Annotated in this window: 13 protein-coding genes; 4 read left to right on the forward strand and 9 right to left on the reverse strand. The window is 52.9% G+C overall.

Translation table 11 applies throughout. The features are described from left to right. Positions 1-16: 16 nt before the first annotated feature. On the forward strand, positions 17-4333 hold the full coding sequence (locus BMW71_RS18395; protein WP_092177413.1) for a CusA/CzcA family heavy metal efflux RND transporter: 4317 nt from the start codon (positions 17-19) through the stop codon (positions 4331-4333). Beyond that, positions 4330-5496: an efflux RND transporter periplasmic adaptor subunit gene (locus BMW71_RS18400; protein ID WP_092177415.1), complete on the forward strand. Its 1167-nt coding sequence runs from the start codon at positions 4330-4332 to the stop codon at positions 5494-5496. Before BMW71_RS18395 ends, BMW71_RS18400 begins: the two co-directional genes overlap by 4 nt. On the opposite strand, the gene BMW71_RS18405 is transcribed toward BMW71_RS18400, so the two are convergent. Together BMW71_RS18405 and BMW71_RS18410 are read right to left on the reverse strand one after the other, a co-directional pair. Continuing rightward, positions 5493-5900, reverse strand: a complete 408-nt coding sequence (locus BMW71_RS18405) for a DUF779 domain-containing protein (RefSeq protein WP_092177417.1) — start codon at positions 5898-5900, stop codon at positions 5493-5495. The genes BMW71_RS18400 and BMW71_RS18405 overlap by 4 nt on opposite strands. A gap of 72 nt (positions 5901-5972) precedes the next feature. Then, a complete protein-coding gene (locus tag BMW71_RS18410) occupies positions 5973-7499 on the reverse strand; it encodes an aldehyde dehydrogenase family protein (protein WP_092177419.1) in 1527 nt (508 codons plus the stop codon). A gap of 559 nt (positions 7500-8058) precedes the next feature. On the opposite strand from BMW71_RS18410, the gene BMW71_RS18415 reads away from it, so the two are divergent. Both BMW71_RS18415 and BMW71_RS18420 read left to right on the forward strand, forming a co-directional pair. Next, positions 8059-8985, forward strand: a complete 927-nt coding sequence (locus BMW71_RS18415; protein ID WP_092177421.1) for an AraC family transcriptional regulator — start codon at positions 8059-8061, stop codon at positions 8983-8985. A gap of 140 nt (positions 8986-9125) precedes the next feature. After that, positions 9126-11423: a hypothetical protein gene (locus BMW71_RS18420; protein WP_092177423.1), complete on the forward strand. Its 2298-nt coding sequence runs from the start codon at positions 9126-9128 to the stop codon at positions 11421-11423. Positions 11424-11441: 18 nt separating this feature from the next. Here the strand turns inward: BMW71_RS18420 and BMW71_RS18425 are convergent, their stop codons facing one another. The 7 genes from BMW71_RS18425 to BMW71_RS18450 all read right to left on the reverse strand — a co-directional run bounded on the left by BMW71_RS18425 (position 11442) and on the right by BMW71_RS18450 (position 17280). Then, the gene (locus BMW71_RS18425) at positions 11442-11747 is read right to left on the reverse strand and encodes a type II toxin-antitoxin system PemK/MazF family toxin (protein ID WP_092177425.1); all 306 of its coding nucleotides are present in this window, start codon (positions 11745-11747) and stop codon (positions 11442-11444) included. Next, on the reverse strand, positions 11744-12280 hold the full coding sequence (locus BMW71_RS18430) for a glycosyl-4,4'-diaponeurosporenoate acyltransferase CrtO family protein (protein WP_092177427.1): 537 nt from the start codon (positions 12278-12280) through the stop codon (positions 11744-11746). Before BMW71_RS18430 ends, BMW71_RS18425 begins: the two co-directional genes overlap by 4 nt. Before the next feature lie 91 nt (positions 12281-12371). Next, positions 12372-12830: a DUF1569 domain-containing protein gene (locus BMW71_RS18435; protein ID WP_092177429.1), complete on the reverse strand. Its 459-nt coding sequence runs from the start codon at positions 12828-12830 to the stop codon at positions 12372-12374. Positions 12831-13008: 178 nt separating this feature from the next. Then, entirely contained in the window at positions 13009-13746 is a 738-nt protein-coding gene (locus BMW71_RS18440) for a carboxypeptidase-like regulatory domain-containing protein (RefSeq protein ID WP_092177431.1), read from the reverse strand. A 61-nt stretch (positions 13747-13807) separates the two neighbouring features. Further along, entirely contained in the window at positions 13808-14431 is a 624-nt protein-coding gene (locus BMW71_RS18445) for a hypothetical protein (RefSeq protein WP_092177433.1), read from the reverse strand. A 195-nt stretch (positions 14432-14626) separates the two neighbouring features. Further along, positions 14627-15268 carry a cation transporting ATPase C-terminal domain-containing protein gene (locus BMW71_RS23920; RefSeq protein ID WP_244891221.1) on the reverse strand — a complete coding sequence of 214 codons (642 nt, stop codon included), beginning with the start codon at positions 15266-15268 and terminating at the stop codon, positions 14627-14629. After that, entirely contained in the window at positions 15256-17280 is a 2025-nt protein-coding gene (locus BMW71_RS18450) for a cation-translocating P-type ATPase (RefSeq protein WP_244891229.1), read from the reverse strand. Before BMW71_RS18450 ends, BMW71_RS23920 begins: the two co-directional genes overlap by 13 nt. Positions 17281-17383 lie beyond the last annotated feature (103 nt).

The following is a 17383-nucleotide window of genomic DNA, read 5'->3' on the forward strand; positions in this document are numbered from 1 at the left end:
TGAAATACCTTACTGAATGATCCATCGGATAATCGCTTTTAGCGTAAAAAATAAATTCATTGTTCTTCTGGCGGTACTGGCTCTTGTAATCTGGGGGCTTTTTTCTTTTCAGCGCCTATCCATTGGCTCCGTTCCAGACATCACGAGCAATCAGGTTCAGATCATCACCGTGGCCCGAAACCTGGCCACGGAGGAGGTGGAGCAATTTATCACGTTTCCGATCGAACTTGCCGTGGCCAATTTGCCCGGAGTCGAAGAAATTCGCTCGGTCTCCAAATACGGCCTATCGACCATCACCGTGGTTTTTGACGAGGGAATGGGGACCTACCTTCCCCGGCAATTGATCGGCGAGAAACTGGCACAGGCCAGCAAAGACATTCCGGCACATTTTGGCAGCCCGGAGATGGCTCCCATTTCCACCGGACTGGGCGAAATCTACCAATACACGCTGGAAACCCGCCCGGGCTACGAAGACCGCTATTCGGTAATGGACCTGAGAGAAATCCAGGATTGGCTGATAAAGCGGCAACTAACTGGCATCGAGGGCGTGGTGGAAATCAATACCTGGGGCGGCTACCTCAAGCAGTACGAAGTAGCCATGCAGCCCGAAAAACTCCGCAGCATGGATATCTCCCTGCTCGAAGTCCTGCAGGCCCTGCAGGATAACAACGAAAATGCCGGCGGCGCCTACCTGGAAAAAAACCAAACCAATTACTTTATTCGCGGGGAAGGAATGATCCAATCCCTGGAAGACATCCGGAAAATCGTAGTGACCAACCGGGGCGGGGTACCCCTGACTATTGCCGATCTGGCCGAGGTGCGCTTTGGCTACGCCACCCGGTTTGGTGCCATTACGGGCAACGGGCAAGGAGAAAAAGTGCTGGGGCAGGTCATGATGCTGAAAGGAGAAAACTCCTATGCGGTTATCAAAAACGTAAAGGAACGCATAGCCGAGGTTGAAAAAATCCTTCCGGAAGGAGTCTACATTAACGGATTCCTGGACCGCTCCGTATTGATCGACAAGACCACCTCCACCATCCAGGAAAACCTCATTCTGGGTGCCTTGTTCGTGATCTTTATTTTGGTCGTGCTGATGGGCAACTTTCGCAGCGGTTTGCTGGTGGCTTCGGTTATCCCGCTTTCCCTGCTTTTTGGTATCTCACTGATGAGCCTTTTTCGTGTAGATGCCAACCTACTCAGTCTGGGGGCCATTGACTTCGGAATTCTGATTGACGGAGCGGTAGTGGTGGTGGAGTACGTGGTGTACCAAATGGGAAAAAAATTCCCCGGGCTGACCGGAAAAGCCCAAAAAGAGGGAGTGGATAAATTGGTCATCGATAGCTCAAACCGGATGATGAACGCTGCCATTTTTGGGCAGATCATCATCCTGATCGTGTTTATCCCCATCCTGAGTTTTACCGGAGTGGAAGGTAAAATGTTTCAACCCATGGCCCTGACCTTTATGTTTATCCTGGCCGGGGCCATGATTCTTTGCCTGACCTATGTACCTGTAATGGCCGCCTTGTTTGTCCGACCCTCCAAAAACGAAAACGAGACGCTATCTGCCCGGATTATCCGCACCGTACACGGTTGGTACGAGCCGGTACTGATCCGGGCCCTGAAGCATTCGAAGTTTGTCTTAATCACGGCCCTGATTGCATTTGGAAGCAGCCTGTTTGTCTTTTCCAGGCTGGGAGGAGAGTTTTTGCCCACGCTGGACGAAGGAGATTACGTGATCCAACCCGTACTGAAGCCGGGTACCTCCCTGGCCCAGACCATTGAAATCACCACCAAAATCGAGTCCATACTGCTGGAGAAATTTCCCGATGAGGTGGAGCAAGTGGTCAGCCGAATCGGGGCTGCCGAGATACCCACGGATCCCATGTCCATGGAGATGTCGGACATTATCATCAAGCTACGCGAGCCAGGCGATTGGTCCCGGGCTGAGGGAAAGGCCGATTTGGCCAATCAGATGACCGCCGAACTATCGGTCTTGCCGGGAATCACCTACCAGTTTACCCAGCCCATCGAAATGCGTTTCAACGAACTGCTCACGGGGGTGCAATCCGACCTGGCCATCAAAATATTTGGGGAAGACCTGGAAACCCTCTACCGCTACGGCTTGGAAGCCGCCTCCATTATTCGCGACGTGGAAGGCATCGACAACATCAAAGTGGAACAGTTGGTAGGCCTGCCACAGGTGTCCATCCGGTACAATCGGGACAAACTGGCCCTGTACGGTCTGTCCATTGCGGATGTCAATCAGGTAATTCGCACGGCCTTTGCGGGTAGCGCGGTGGGAACCATTTTCGAAAAGGAGCGCCGATTTGACCTGGTCTTGCGGCTGGATCGGGAAACGGTGAGTACGGAGGTGGTGGAAGAATTGAGTCTACCCCTGCCAAATGGAGAGAAAATCCTATTGAAGCAGGTCGCCGATATTAGCTTTCAGTCCGGCCCGGCTCAAATTTCCCGGGACGACACCAAACGCCGCATTGTGCTGAGTCTAAACGCCAGCGAACGGGACGTGGAATCCATCGTAACCGATATACAGGCATTGCTGGACGCGCAATTGGATTTGCCCACCGGCTACTCCATCGCCTATGGCGGGCAGTTTGAAAACCTGAATCAGGCCCGGGACCGGCTCATAAAGGTGGTGCCGTTGGCCCTCTTACTCATTGCCATCATGCTTTACTTTACCTTTCATTCCGTTTCCGAAACCATTATGGTCTTTTTGTCCATCCCCCTGGCAGTAATTGGGGGGATTGTGGCGCTGTGGATCCGGGACATGCCTTTCAGCATCTCGGCAGGGATCGGATTTATTGCCCTGTTTGGCATCGCGGTGCTCAACGGCATTGTGCTAATCAGCTACCTGAATGACCTGGAATCCGATGGGGAAACCGATATCCACAAACGCATCCTGAAGGGCTGCAAAAACCGCTTGCGTCCCGTGCTCCTGACAGCCTCCACGGATATCCTGGGCTTTATTCCCATGGCCCTATCTACCTCTGCAGGGGCCGAGGTGCAACGACCCATCGCTACCGTGGTGATCGGGGGCCTGATCACCGCGTTTTTTCTGACCTTAATCGTGCTTCCGGTGGTGTATTACGTGGTAAAATCCAAAAAAATTCGGGGTTTTCGCCCAGGTAAAGCGCTAACTGCAGTGGTCCTGCTGTTTGGAATTCCCTTTCTGAGTCCGGCACAGGAACAGGCCATTGGTCCGGAAGAAGCCTGGGCCATGGCATTGGAAAACAACTACGAGCTGGCCGCTGCCCGTTTGTCGGTAGAAAACCGCGCCGTTTTGACTCGGACCGGATGGGACATCGCCCCTTCCCTGTTCTTTGTCGGGACGGAAGAAAACCAGCGTAACCTGGAGGGAGATGGGGTCAACTCTTTTGGATTTCAGCAGTACCTGGATTTTCCAGGCGTCTATATCGCACGAAAAAAAGTACTGGAAAAGGACCTGCTGCTGGAAGAAGACCGCTACGGCCTGCGGACCCTGGCCTTGAAAAAGCGCCTGTACAAGGCCTTTTACCAGTTGGATTACCTGGTAAAAAAGAAACGCCAATACGCAGGTTTTGACTCCCTGTACCAAAACCTGTACCAAGCCTCCGAGAAGCGCTATGCTTCCGGAATGACCAACAAGCTGGCCATGGTGATGGCAAAGGCCCGATCTGAAAAAATTCGGCTCAACTATTCCCAGCTGGATCAGGATATCCACATTGCCTACCAACAGGTGCAGGAAATCGTGCAAACCTCCGACACCTTGCGGATAAACGCTCCGGAATTGACGCTGGACATGGCCACCCTACCCCAACTGGAGGACCATCCCTCCTACGCTTACCTGCGCCATCAAAAGGAACGGTTTGCGGCGGAAACCAGGCAAATGCAAAACAAATTGCTGCCCGGGCTATACCTGCAATACATGTTCCAAAAAGTGGATGGCGTCAGTGGCTTTTTTGGCTACCAGGCGGGAATCCAGCTGCCGCTGTGGTTTGGCCCCTCCCGGGCCCGGGTACAGGCTGCACGGGTATCCGTCTACCGGTCCGAAAACGAAATCGACGCCCTTGGCATGCGCTACGAATCTGCCCTAAACCAGAAAAAATCGCTTCTCGAAAAGCAGCTCAATGAGTTGGACTATTACAACCGGGAGGCCCTTCCCCTGGCAAAAGAAATCGTCAGCACCGCCCAAACGAGTTTCGATAGCGGTGAAATCGACTACCTGGAGTTCATCCGAAGCCTGGAGTACGCCACCGAGATTGAAATGAACCACCTGGACCTGCGGAACGCCTACAACCAAACACTACTTGATATTCACTATTTCACCCTGCCATGAAAATCCGAAGCCTACTCTTTCTTCTTCTTGTCAGCGGACTTATGGCCTGCAACGACACCCCTCCTTCCTCCGGGGAAGCTTCCGAATCCGGAGATGCAACCGGCGAGTCCGAAGTTTGGCTCAGTCCCGAACAGGAGGTCATTACCGGCATTCGCCTGGGGAATTTTGTCAAACAACCCCTGGCTGATCTCGTAAAGGCGCCTGGATTTATCGACTCCCCTCCCCAGTACAAGGCCAGTGTAAACGCCTTTGCTACGGTATTTGTCGAAAAAATTCACGTAATCGTGGGCGATGAAGTCCAAAAAGACGAGGTGCTGGTAACCGCTTCCAGCCCGGAGTATGTGGCCATGCAGCAGGCCTATCTGGAAGCCCGAAATCAGCTAGCTGCGCTGGAAAGTGACTTTCTGCGAAAGCAGTCGCTGCGAGCGGACAATATTTCTTCCCAACGGGAATTCGAAGAAGCCCGGGCGGCCTTTCAATCGGCCCGCGGGCAAAAAGCCGCGCTGGAAAGTAACCTGCAACTGATGGGTGCAGACCTACCGGCCCTGGAGGAAGGTACCCTGGCGCCAAAAATTCAGATCAAAAGTCCGATCACTGGAAAAATTGCTATGCTGCAGACCTCAGTGGGGCAACACAGTGCCCCAAACGAAGTAATGATGGAAGTAATTAACAGCGAGCACCTGCACGTAGAAATGAAGGTTCTTGAACAAGACATTCCCAAAATAAAAGAGGGGCAGCCGGTGGTTTTTACCCTACCGGATTTTAAGGAGCAACTATTTCGTGGAGAGGTGTACCGAAAGGGAAACACCATCGACCCGGCCGGACGGTTTGTGCAGGTACATGCACACATGGACACCGAAAACCCCTCGTTTCTTCCCGGTATGTACATCAACAGTTACGTGGTGGTGAATCAGGACTCCATTTGGTCGGTGCCTTCCGGCGCTATTGTGCACGAGGGAAGCGAAACCTTTCTATTTGTCCTGCAGGAAAGCGGGGATGCGCAACGCAAATACCTGCGCAAGCAGGTGCGCACGGGCATAGAAGCCATGGGGTATACCGCCATCCTCAACCCGGACGAGGGGTTGTTTCGGGACAGCGTGGTCGTCTCCGGCACCTACTACTTGTCCAACGCCCTGAACGAAGCCGGGGGACACGATAACTAAATCAAGCCCTCTTCCAATAGTTCTTCGCCTGTTTTTATCGGACTAAGCCGGGTTAATTCCTCCTCCGCGTACAAGCGGGACCGAATCAAAAACCGAATCCCAAGTGGAATTTCCAGGGAAAAACTGCTTCCCCGTCCCGGCGTGGTATCGAGCGTCAATTGGGTATGTTTCCAGTAGTCAAATTGATCCGCATTCATAAAAAAATCACATCCGTACACCTTTCCCATCCAAATATCCTGGGAACCGATTTTAAAATCCCCTTTTTCAAAACACATGGGTGCCGAACCATCGCAGCAACCGCCGCTTTGATGAAACATCAACTCCGAACCGTACTGCTTTCGTAGCCGGTCGATTACCTCTTTTGCTTTTTCCGTGATGCATACACGAGGGACTGTCGCTGTCATTTTTTTTGGTTATTTGGGGTGCATAGCTGGAAAAACAATGACCGCTCCCATTGGGAGCGGCCCTTGCGTCCGTTAAAAGAAACCCAACTTATTCTTATCGTACGAAATAAGCATGTTCTTGGTTTGCCGGTAGTGGTAAAGCATCATCAGGTGGTTTTCCCGTCCAAAGCCGGACTTTTTGTACCCCCCGAATGGCGCGTGCGCCGGGTAGGCATGGTAGCAATTGACCCAAACGCGGCCAGCTTTGATCGCCCGGGGCACCTGATACAGCTCGTGGGCATCGCGGGACCAAAGTCCTGCCCCAAGCCCGTACATGGTGTCGTTGGCAATTTCGATGGCCTCCTCGGTAGTCTTAAACGTAGTCACGGATGTTACCGGACCGAATATTTCCTCCTGAAAGATCCGCATCTTGTTGTGGCCCTTAAAGATGGTCGGCTGGATGTAAAAGCCGTTTTCCAAACCGGAATTGAGGCTGGCCTTGTCTCCGCCGCAGAGCACTTCAGCCCCTTCCTGCTTGCCAATGTCCAGGTACGAAAGGATTTTCTCAAACTGGTCGTTGGAAGCCTGGGCACCCATCATGGTGTCCTCGGCAAGGGGATGCCCCATTTTGATGGCTTTGGTGCGCTCCACTACTTTCTCCATAAAGACTTCGTAAATGTCCTCGTGAACCAGGATTCGGGAAGGACAGGTACAGACTTCGCCCTGATTCAGCGCAAACATCACCGCTCCTTCCACCGCTTTGTCGAAATAGGCATCGTCTGCGTCGGCCACCGATTTCATAAAGATATTGGGTGATTTTCCGCCCAATTCCATGGTCACGGGAATGAGGTTTTCGGAGGCATATTGCATGATCAGGCGTCCGGTGGTTGTTTCTCCCGTAAAGGCTACCTTGGCCACCCGGGTAGATGTCGCCAGCGGTTTTCCAGCCTCCGGACCGAATCCGGTCACCACGTTCAATACGCCTGGAGGCAGCACTTCACCGATCAGTTCCATCAAGACCATAATGCTGGTTGGCGTCTGCTCGGCCGGCTTTACCACGGTACAGCAGCCGGCAGCCAACGCCGGCGCGATTTTCCAAGTCGCCATTAGCAAGGGAAAGTTCCAGGGAATGATTTGCCCCACCACCCCTAGCGGCTCGTGCAGTGCAATGCTCACCGTGTGCTCGTCGTGCTCCGAAATGGTGCTTTCGTCGGCACGGATCACGCCGGCAAAATACCGGAAATGATCGATCACCAACGGCAAATCCGCAGCACGCGTCTCACGCAGTGCTTTTCCATTGTCCAGAGTTTCCACACGGGCAAGCATTTCCAGGTTGGCCTCGATGATGTCCGCCACCTTGTTTAGCACCCTGCTTCGTTCGGCCGCGGACGTTTTGGACCAGGAAGGGAAGGCCTGATGGGCCGCATCCAATGCCTTTTCCACATCCGCCCGATTTCCGCGGGCTGCGCTGGACAATACCTTCCCATCCACGGGAGAGGTATTTTCAAAATATTCGCCGGAGGAGGGAGCTACCCATGCGCCACCGATGAAATGATCGTATTTTTCTTTAATCGAAGGCCTGTCTACAGGCTTGGATTGGGATACTGTTATTGTTGACATACTCGTGTTAATTGATTACCTGTCAAATTTCAGCAACAATTTTTCTAAAAAATCCACCTAATGCAGCAAACTATCCACCTAATCTGAGTTTGTACGCGTTCCCTACCGGCATTAATCCAAGGTTTAGAGAAGCGCATCCCAATCCCAGGCAAGGCGGGATGCACCGAAAGGAAGGTGACGGGCGAAACGCATCTGGGTAGCCTCGAAAAATGGTGTTTGGTACCGTCCTGCGTCGGAGAAACACCTGGCCGGACTGAAAGGAAAAGGCCTAGGATTGCAGCGAGCCAGACCGACCGCCCGGCCCCATCCTTTCTGCTACAGAAATCTCCCCAGGTATGCGGTTGCGTAATCGCAGGAATCCGCAGCCGGCGCAACAGGCCAAGGCCTCTACCCATCAACCAAGTGGCTAGAATTCAGTCAGGGAACGTAAAATCGAATCAATCAGGCCCTTTCTATGCGCTATGCGAGGGAAAATTGACTCGGTACACGGTATTTGTGGTAGAATTGTTATGAAAAAATTTCCGAATTACCTACCTTGTTTTCTTTAGTATGCAAAAGAATGCCTAATAAACCCCTAATTGCCCCTGTTCCCTGGAGAGACGAACGGGATTTAAAATCCCTGGTGGAAAACCGCACTACCTATACGCTCGACAATTGCGAACTGAATATCTTCGAAACCCACCAAAAAGCCGCAAACGTCAACCTGAGCTTCGGCGATCTGGTGCTGACCACCATGCTCAAGGGGAAAAAGGTCATGCACCTGTTTGACAAGCCGGGATTTGACTACCTGCCCGGGGAGTCCGTCATCGTGCCGCCGGAAGAATGCATGAAGATCGACTTTCCTGAAGCTCGCTGGGACAATCCCACCCAGTGCATTGCCCTGTCCATATCCAGGGAGATGATTGAAAACACCTTTCACCTGCTCAATGAAAAATTTCCCGACAAAATCTGGCAGCAGGAATGGGGATTGGACAGCAACTGCTTCCATTTGATCAATACCCGTGATTTATCGGCTGTCATCAATCGGTTTATCAACATTGGCGTGAAAGAACGTTCCCGGGAAAAAGACCTGATCGCTTCCCTCGCCCTCAAAGAACTGCTGATTCGCTTGTCTCAAACCCAGGCCCGGGACTTGCTGGAAAAGACCTACCGCAACCATTCGGATTCCAACCGCCTCGCGCACGTGGTGCACTTCATCAAAACCAACATCCGGGAAGAGATCAGCGTGGACCAACTCAGCGAAAAAGCCTGCATGAGTAAAGCCCATTTTTCCCGGTCTTTTAAAAAAGAACTGGGCATCAGTCCCTCGGAATACATCCTGGACCAGCGCCTGACCCTGGCTGCCAATTACCTGAAACAAGGGGTCTCGCAAGTACAGGAAGTATGCTTTATGTCCGGCTTCAATAACGTCACCTATTTTATACGCGCGTTTAAAAACCGCTTCGGAAAAACCCCAAAAGCCTTCCAGAATACCCACCCTTACTAACTAAGAAAAGTTTTCGCAGCTTCTTGCGGATCGGATACTTCCAGTTGCACCATTCATCAGGAATCCGTGTGGGTCAATGGCCCTTTTTCGACATGGCGGGTATAGGATATAAAAATACATTCTGCAGACCCGTTTAAAAAATGACTCAATCGCTAAAATTCTATACGCTTGGACTTCTTATTTCTGTCCTGAGCTTACCATTGGCCGCCCAGCAAACGCTCTGGAAACCGGTAGCCGACAAGGTATTCCTTCAGGAAAAAAGTGAATTGGTTCATACCCCCACCGCCGTGACGCAGGTAGCCCTTTTGGCGGGCCGTTCCTTTGCCGTGGTGGATGGAACACTTCAGGAACTGAAAGAAGGAAGCCTTCAGCCGGTATCCGATAGCCCGGCGGGGATACAGAAGTTAGAAGTTATTGGCGCCGACGCCTGGGTCATCGCCGCCTCCGGGTTGTACCGCTTTGGCGGCAACTCCTGGGAAAAACTCAGTGAAGAGACTTTTGTAGATGTTTGCCTGCATCAGGGTAAGGTCCATGCCGCTACCCGTGAGGCCATTTACGTACACGAAACAGGGAAATTAACCAACATTGAACCGGATGGCGGCTACCTTTCCAGCGATGTGACCATGCTGATGGAAGACGGTACCCAGCTGCTGGCCGATCCGGTAAAATTGGGGCCTATCACGGCAATAGCCAGTTACAGCGGTACCTTGCACATTCTCCGGCCTGGAAAACTGGTACAGCTTTCCGGAAAGGTGGTCAACGAACACCTCATTGATTGGGGCAATCTGCCTTCTAAAACTACCTACGACCTGCTGTCCCTGGGAAGTCGGCTATATGTTAGCACAGACCGGGGTTTGGGCGTGCTGCGCGGTGCTTCCCTGCAGCAAATCAAGGGGGCCGACGGCCTGCCGGTAGAAGATACCCGGGAACTGGCACAGGGTTTTGATCGGGATGTATGGATTGCCACCACCCGCGGGGCGGTTCGGATGCTGGAAGACGACTGGCACTATTTCGGTGCAGACCACTGGCTGCCGGATAACCAAGTCAATGATATTGCGGTGGGGGAAAACGAAGTGCTGCTGGCCACCGAAGGCGGCATTGGCATTATTCGCTACGAGCCATTTACCCTGCGCAAGAAAAGCGACCATTACGAACAATGGCTGGAGGAATACGGACACAAACGCATGGGCTTTATTCACACCCTCTACCAATACGAAGGCGAATGGGTACGCGAAATCAGCGACAATGACGGCGCCCATACGGCCACCTACCTCTCGGCCATGAGCTACAAATACGCCGTGACCGGGGAGGAAACGGCGCGCCAAGAAGCGGTCAATTCCTTTCAGGCCATGTTGTGGCTGGAGCGAGTCACCCCCATTGACGGACTGATCGCCCGCTCCATCTGGTCCCGCAAAGGAGATAAAGGCGCCATGGGCCAAAGGGGTTCCGGCGGCCTGCCTGCCAAATGGAACGCCACGGCAGATAGCCTTTGGTACTGGAAAGGGGATGCTTCCAGCGACGAGATTATCGCTCATTTCTATAGCGTGGCCTTGTTTCACGACCTGGCAGCTAAGGGGCAGGAAAAGGAACTGGCCAAAGAGCACATGCGCCGGATAGCCGGCTACATCATGGAAAACGGCTGGGTGCTGATCGATGCGGATGGGCAACCCACCCGCTGGGGACGCTGGAATCCTGAGTACCTGCTGCGCCCCTATGGCTGGTCCGACCGGGGTGTGAACGGCCTGGAAGCGCTGGCGTTCACCTACTCCACCTACGTCCTGACCGGAGAAGAACGCTTCAAAAAAGGATACGAGCAGTTGGTAGACTGGGGCTATGCGGAAAATACCGTCAAGCAGAAAAACACCTTCCCTCCTTCCCAGATTGCCCCCTGGGATGACAACCTGGCCTTTGAGGCCTACAATACCCTGCTGCGCTACGAGAAGGATCCCATTCTCCGCTCCTTTTACCTGAGAAGCCTGGAGCGTACCTTTGAAATCAAGCGCATGGAGCAGATCCCCTGGTTTAACTTTACCTACGCGGCCATGACCGGCAACGATGCCGATTTGGAAGCTGCCGTGCAACACTTGCGGGAATGGACACTCGATTGCACGGAGCACAATTTTGCCAATTCCCACCGGGACGATTTGTTTGTGGAAGCGGGCTACACCTCCTACGAGGGGGGGCTAAAGGCCATTTCTCCCCGGGAAACGGCAGTCACCCGTGGTGCCCGACGGGCCATTGTATTGGATGGTGGGCAAAACAGCAAAAGGATCATGGAGCCAACAGGCTTTATTAGAGACTATTGGATGGGCCGGCACTATGGCCTGATTCAGGCTCCCGAAGCGAACGATCGCGATTTGTTGGAGGTGGACAGAGGTTCAGGGGAAAAAGTTGGAGCGGCACCTTATGATGGACCGGATCGGCCGGATTTTTTGTAAAATACGTTGAAGGTATTCTTATTCAAGATCAAGGACAATGCGAATAGTTTCCTTAACCTGAACCGCTAATTCGTCTGGTAATGTACCCAGCCTTTCGGTAAGCCTTCGATTATCTATTGCCCTTACTTGGTCAATCATGGCTTCACAGGGCTGATTCAAATTTGCATCGCCGGTACTTAAGTGAACCTTTAAAATCTCCGCATCTTTTCGCACATGGGTTGTGATTAAACATACAACCGTTGATGAGTGAGGGATTTTAGCAAGAAGATTTGTTTGAATGAGCAAAACGGGACTTTCGTTATTTCCAGACCCCTTTCGATTCAGGCCAAAACACGCCTCATCCTGGGGCGGTTATACCGCTGCACTGCGATCGGGTAACCGTTTAACAGGATATTCAGAAAAAAGAGCCAAAAGGATGCCCTGATGCCGTATAGCAAGGCTACCAGGAGGCCAAAAATCGCTACAACAACAAAAATGAGTAGGTGGCCAAACTCCGATTGACGGGTTTGGTATTCTAGTTTTTGTAGGGCTTCCCGGTTCTTTTTTACCGGGTTGGAGGCCCTGCTGAGTTTCTCCCAGCCAATCCATACCAGCAACTTCCTAAAAACGCATACCCCGAGCCATCTATATACCGTTCCTCCTGCTTCCCACTTTTTGGTGTCAAAATAGCTCGATTGCAGTGGGGGTTGGAAGGTTTCGGTGTAGGACAAAACCGCTGTCATTAAGAGAAAGTTTACTACCCAGGCGAAAACAAAGGAATGCAGGCCCTGCCAGCTAGCTATCCCCACCGTGCTAGCAGCGACAAAAAGCCAGGTAAAACCTACGAATGCGTATTTTTTGAGACCTTTCTTTTCCATAGAGCCTGGCGGATCAATTAGTTAAGGGTGGCCAAATCGTTTTCAGGAAACGGCGGTAAACCCGAATGGAATCTCCTACTGCCTGACATTGTTACACCCCAAATTGCCTCAGGTGGTGGTCCAGGTGCTTGTAAAACATATTGTTCCATTCTTCTTTCGACAATTTACCGAAGGACAGGGATTCCCTTCCATCAAAATGATCTGCTCCCAACTCCACGGTTTTGTGCAAGTACTGGATCAGTCGTGCTTTCTCTTCCTCAAAAACCCGCTCATCTGCGATGATAAACGCCGGTGCCGTTCGAACATTCTTCTTGTAAGGGGTTTCGTTCACCACCATTTTTTTGACAAAGGCTTTGAGGATCAATCCCATAAAAAAATTGGGTTTGGGATGCTTGTTTTCATAAGCCATCTCATAGGTGACGTTGCAATGCGCCAGCATTTGAGCCACACTCATTTTTCCCCATTGCGGCTGGGTACTGGGTGTCAGAGAGTCAATCCTCCGGATCAGCTCCGCTGTTACTTCTTTGTCGAAAATAGTGGGTAAAGCCATATCAATTGGTATTTGTGTTTCAAATGTTTCCGCTGCCAGCCCAGCCAAAAGCAGGAATGGGTTCTTTCCTATTTATATTCTAAGCAGGCAGACCGCAAAAGGCCGGGAGAAGGCGCTTGCCATTCAGGTCAAATAAGCCGCCTATCGAGCTTTTCCTCCCTCCTTCTATACTCCATCCTTAGGGCATCACAAATGATACCGCATCCGCAGCGTTTGGGTGGATATTTGGAAATACCGTACGATCCAGGTCCGGGTCAAGGTAGGTATTGCTCCAAAATGAATCCCCATATGCCCGAACATACACCGTCTGTCCGGAGGTAAATCCGGCATCCTGTAGGTCTGTTTGAGACAAGGTAAGCTCAAACGGGTTGATCTGGGCTACAAATACCGGAGAAAATGCTTGATAGTCTTCCACCTCAAGGCTGGATTCGGTGCCGAGAAAATACCGGACATACCGACGGTTTGCAGAATTTCCAGCCGGGTCGGTCGTAATTTGCAGCGTCACCTCCCCAGCCTGTAGTTGAACCGCCAGGGCGGTAATCTCGGTGGTGGAGCGTTGACCCAGGGAGGGTGTTTCCGAGATAGCCGTAACGGGTCCGGTATTTTCGTGAACCACCTCGTATTTCTTAAAGGTACCATACCCTGCTTTTTCGTACACCAGGGTATGGGTTCCGAAAGGGACATCGGCTAGCACAAAGCGCCCATTGGCATCGGTTGTGGCAGTAATAAGTGGTGAGGTACCTTCCACGCTTACTTGCATGCCGGCGTTGTCCAGAGAGTTGGTGCCCTCGTCGTATAAATTGACCGAACCTACGATGTCTGCCGCAGTGGCCGGACCGTCGTCGGGATCGGTATCGTTGCCGCAGGACACCACTAAAAAGGCAATCAGGACTACCAAAAGAAATTTGAATTTCATCGTTTTTTTTTCGTTAGTTAGTTTCGATCGATTCGTTGCTACTCGGGTGCTCGCTGGCTCCCTATTTCAAATAAATACTGTTTTCATCAAACAAAGGCGCTTCCTGCCCGATTTCCACAAACAAGGCTCTGTCCGGATTGGACCGGTGAATTTCGAAATACCGAATGCCGCTGTTGCCCATTCCCCAGCCGGCACAGGTTTGGGTGATGGGTTCCACCGAGGCCCGCTCCTCGTACGCCTGCCTTGCCTTTCCGGTGGGACGCAGCTCGTACCGATCCACTCCCGCCCGGTTGGATGCAATCGCTTCAAAAGCACAGCCCTCCGCTTTCGACCAACCCTCATCCGCTGCCAAAATGTCCAACAGGTCCTCGATTTTTTCGTTCGGAAGGGAGAATACCTGCAGGACGCGTTGCAGGGCTACCGGCTGCCCGTTTTCCACGCGCTCCACAAATGCACCGGGTAGGGTTTCACTGATTTCCACCCGTAGATCGGGGCTTTGTTGCGCCCAAAACTCCATGCCTGCCCCGGAAATTTTCTCCCACTTCATCCCTGCATAAGGCGCTCGCAAAGGTTTTTCGTCCAGCGTCGCCGCAGCTTCGGTTTTCCTTTCTTTTCCTTTCTCTGCAGGGCCGCAGGACCCAAGGGCAAGTAGCAGCAGCACAAAAAACAGCAGCGGATGGTTCATTGCGTTATCGGACCGGTCAAAATTAATGCCCTAAATATACAGCTTTTTCGCTTTTCAAAAAGCTGGCAGGATCGTTTTTTGGGTTGCCTCGCGGGTCCTTTTTCCCGACGCTTGCGCCACTGCGGTGGTCGGACGTAGACGGAGAACGGGCAGCTTAACGCGTCGGACCGGGAGGGGAAGGACCGATCGCTCGACTCAGAACCCATCCGACCCTGTAAATTTTCTGCGGATGGTCTTTTCCAGGGACACCAATAGGAATAGGCCAATCCCTGCCCCCAGCACCCGTATCCAGGAGTCCAGACCAATGGGGGCCGAGTGGAACAAGGTATTCATCAGCGGCGCATGAATGAATACGAGTTGCAGGAGTAGCATGGTAAAGGCGCCCACGTACACCCATTTATTGGAAAACCAGCCGATTTCCCGAACGGACCGGTGTAGGGAGCGGCAGTTGAACAAGTAGAAGCTTTCCAGTACGATAAATACCGTGGTGGCCACCGTCTGGGCTTCGGCCAGGCTGGCCCCCAGAGATAACTCGTAACGAAACAGTAAAAACGAACTGAGCATCAGCAAGGTCCCGACCAACAGGGTCCGCATGATCAGGGGAAAGGTAAGGATAGGCTTTCCCGAGGGAACCGGAGGTCGGTCCATGATGCCTTTTTCCTTGGGTTCGAAAGTAAGCATCAAGCCAAGCAACACGGCGGTGGTCATGTTGATCCAGAGAATCTGCACCGGGGCCAGCGGCAATTGGGTAGTAAAGGCAATGCTGGCAAGGATGACCAGGGCCTCTCCCAGGTTGGTCGGAAGGGTCCAGACAATAAACTTGGTCAGGTTGTCCAAGACCCCCTTCCCTCTTCCACGGCGGCCTCTATGGAAGCGAAATTGTCGTCGGTAAGCAGCATATCCGAAGCATCTTTGGCGACTTCGGTGCCTGTAATGCCCATGGCGATGCCAATGTTCGCTTGCTTTAAGGCCGGCCCATCATTTACCCCATCACCGGTCATGGCCACCACCTTGCCACTGGCCTGCAGGGCCTTTACCAGCCGAAGTTTCTGATCCGGGCTGACCCGGGCAAAGACCGCCACCGCTCCGGCCACTTCCTGCAATTGCTCGTCCGAGAATCCCTGCAGTTCCAGCCCGGTAAGGGCCAGGAGTCTTTCGTTTTCGGTTTGGCCACGGATCCCCAGTTGCTCGGCGATGTTGGCTGCGGTAAGGGCATGGTCGCCGGTGATCATTTTTACCTGTATACCGGCCTGCTGACAAAGAGCTACGGCATCTACCGCCTCTTTTCTCGGCGGATCTATCATGCCCTGAAGTCCGGTAAAGACCATGCCTTCGGACAGGTCCTGCTGGTCCAGTTGCCGTTGGTCAGGATCGCTGGTTTTAAAGGCAAAGGCCAGGACCCGCAGGCCTTCCGCAGCCAACTGCTCGGCTGCCCGCTGCACGGCGGCTGAATCAATGGGGACAATTTGGCCGGTTTTGTCCAGCGCCCGATCCGCACAGCGGATCACCGACTCCACCGATCCCTTTAAGAAAACCACCGTTTGATCTTCGTGTCGGTGCAGGCTGCCCATGTATTGGTTTTCCGATTGGAAGGGAACCTCGTCCAGGCGGGGATATTGCGGTTCGGTTTGCTGCCGGGTGATGCCTGCTTTTTCGGCGGCACTGATCAGCGCTGCCTCGGTGGGATCGCCCTCCGCTGTCCACCGCCCCCCTTCTTCCACAATGCGGCTATTGGAGCAAAGTAGCCCTGCAGTCAGCACCTGCTGCAAGGCCGGCTTTTCGGAAAGGTCCACCGTTTGCCCATTAAAAAGCACGTTTCCTTCCGGATTGTAGCCTATCCCGGTAAGCTCGAAAGCCTCCCCGCCGGCCAGTATTTTTTGAACCGTCATTTGGTTTTCCGTAAGCGTTCCGGTTTTGTCCGAGCAGATCACGTTGGCGCTGCCCAGGGTTTCCACGGCCACCAGTTTGCGGATAATGGCCCGCCTTTTGGCCATCTGGGCCACGCCAATGGCCAGCATGATGGTCACCGCTGCGGGAAGGCCCTCGGGTATGGCACCCACCATCAGCGCTACGGCCACCATAAAGGCATCTGCCAGGCTCTCTCCCCGCAGGTAGGCCAACGCAAGGATCAGCAGGGACAGGCTCAGAATGATCCAAAGTAACGTATGACTGAATTTTTTGATTTTCAGGGTCAGGGGGGTATCCAGTTCTTCCGCAGAAGCGATGGATTGGTTGATCTTGCCTACCTCTGTGCGGTCCCCGGTAGCCACCACCAGGCCCTTTCCCGTTCCGTAGGTCACCACCGTGGTGGCAAAGCCCATGTTGTGGCGATCCCCCAGCAGGGCATCCCCGTTAGTGGTCTCCGGATTTTTTTCGGTGGCCACCGACTCTCCGGTCAGGGCCGATTCGTCCACCTGCAGGTTTTTGACGGCGAAGAGGCGCAGGTCGGCGGGAATTTTATCCCCCGGCTGGACCACCACGATATCCCCGGGTACCAGGCCCAGGCTGTTTATTTCTGACTGCCTGCCGTCACGAATGACGGTGGCCCGGGTGCTCATGCTTTTTGACAGCGCATCGATGGCCTTCAGGGCTTTGATTTCCTGTACATAACCAATGATGGAGTTGATCAACACCACTGCAAAGATGACAGCGGCATCCGTGTATTCTTCCAGAAGCAGGGTAAGGGCTGTAGCGCCCAGCAAAATATAAATCAGGGGTTGGTGAAATTGGAGCAGAAAGCGAACGATGCTGCTCTGGCTTTTTTTGGTGGTAATGCGGTTTTCCCCGTACTGCTGCAAACGTGCCTGCACCTCATCGGGCGAAAGACCCTGATCGGTGTTGGTTTGCAGCGCTTCTGCTACCTGCTTGTAGCTGTATGTATGCCAGTGCTGATGCGTGTATTACATTCCTATTTATAGTATCCAAAAGCCAAAAAACCTTTGGTGAATATAC

This window comes from Cyclobacterium xiamenense, assembly GCF_900109255.1.
Taxonomy (GTDB): Bacteria; Bacteroidota; Bacteroidia; order Cytophagales; family Cyclobacteriaceae; genus Cyclobacterium; species Cyclobacterium xiamenense.

What these genes read in the sequence shown, in the direction of transcription:
- BMW71_RS18395 (WP_092177413.1), top strand. Translation starts at nt 17, where the DNA reads ATGATCCATCGGATAATCGCTTTTAGCGTAAAAAATAAATTCATTGTT.
- BMW71_RS18400 (WP_092177415.1), top strand. Translation starts at nt 4,330, where the DNA reads ATGAAAATCCGAAGCCTACTCTTTCTTCTTCTTGTCAGCGGACTTATG.
- BMW71_RS18405 (WP_092177417.1), bottom strand. Translation starts at nt 5,900, where the DNA reads ATGACAGCGACAGTCCCTCGTGTATGCATCACGGAAAAAGCAAAAGAG.
- BMW71_RS18410 (WP_092177419.1), bottom strand. Translation starts at nt 7,499, where the DNA reads ATGTCAACAATAACAGTATCCCAATCCAAGCCTGTAGACAGGCCTTCG.
- BMW71_RS18415 (WP_092177421.1), top strand. Translation starts at nt 8,059, where the DNA reads ATGCCTAATAAACCCCTAATTGCCCCTGTTCCCTGGAGAGACGAACGG.
- BMW71_RS18420 (WP_092177423.1), top strand. Translation starts at nt 9,126, where the DNA reads ATGACTCAATCGCTAAAATTCTATACGCTTGGACTTCTTATTTCTGTC.
- BMW71_RS18430 (WP_092177427.1), bottom strand. Translation starts at nt 12,280, where the DNA reads ATGGAAAAGAAAGGTCTCAAAAAATACGCATTCGTAGGTTTTACCTGG.
- BMW71_RS18435 (WP_092177429.1), bottom strand. Translation starts at nt 12,830, where the DNA reads ATGGCTTTACCCACTATTTTCGACAAAGAAGTAACAGCGGAGCTGATC.
- BMW71_RS18440 (WP_092177431.1), bottom strand. Translation starts at nt 13,746, where the DNA reads ATGAAATTCAAATTTCTTTTGGTAGTCCTGATTGCCTTTTTAGTGGTG.
- BMW71_RS18445 (WP_092177433.1), bottom strand. Translation starts at nt 14,431, where the DNA reads ATGAACCATCCGCTGCTGTTTTTTGTGCTGCTGCTACTTGCCCTTGGG.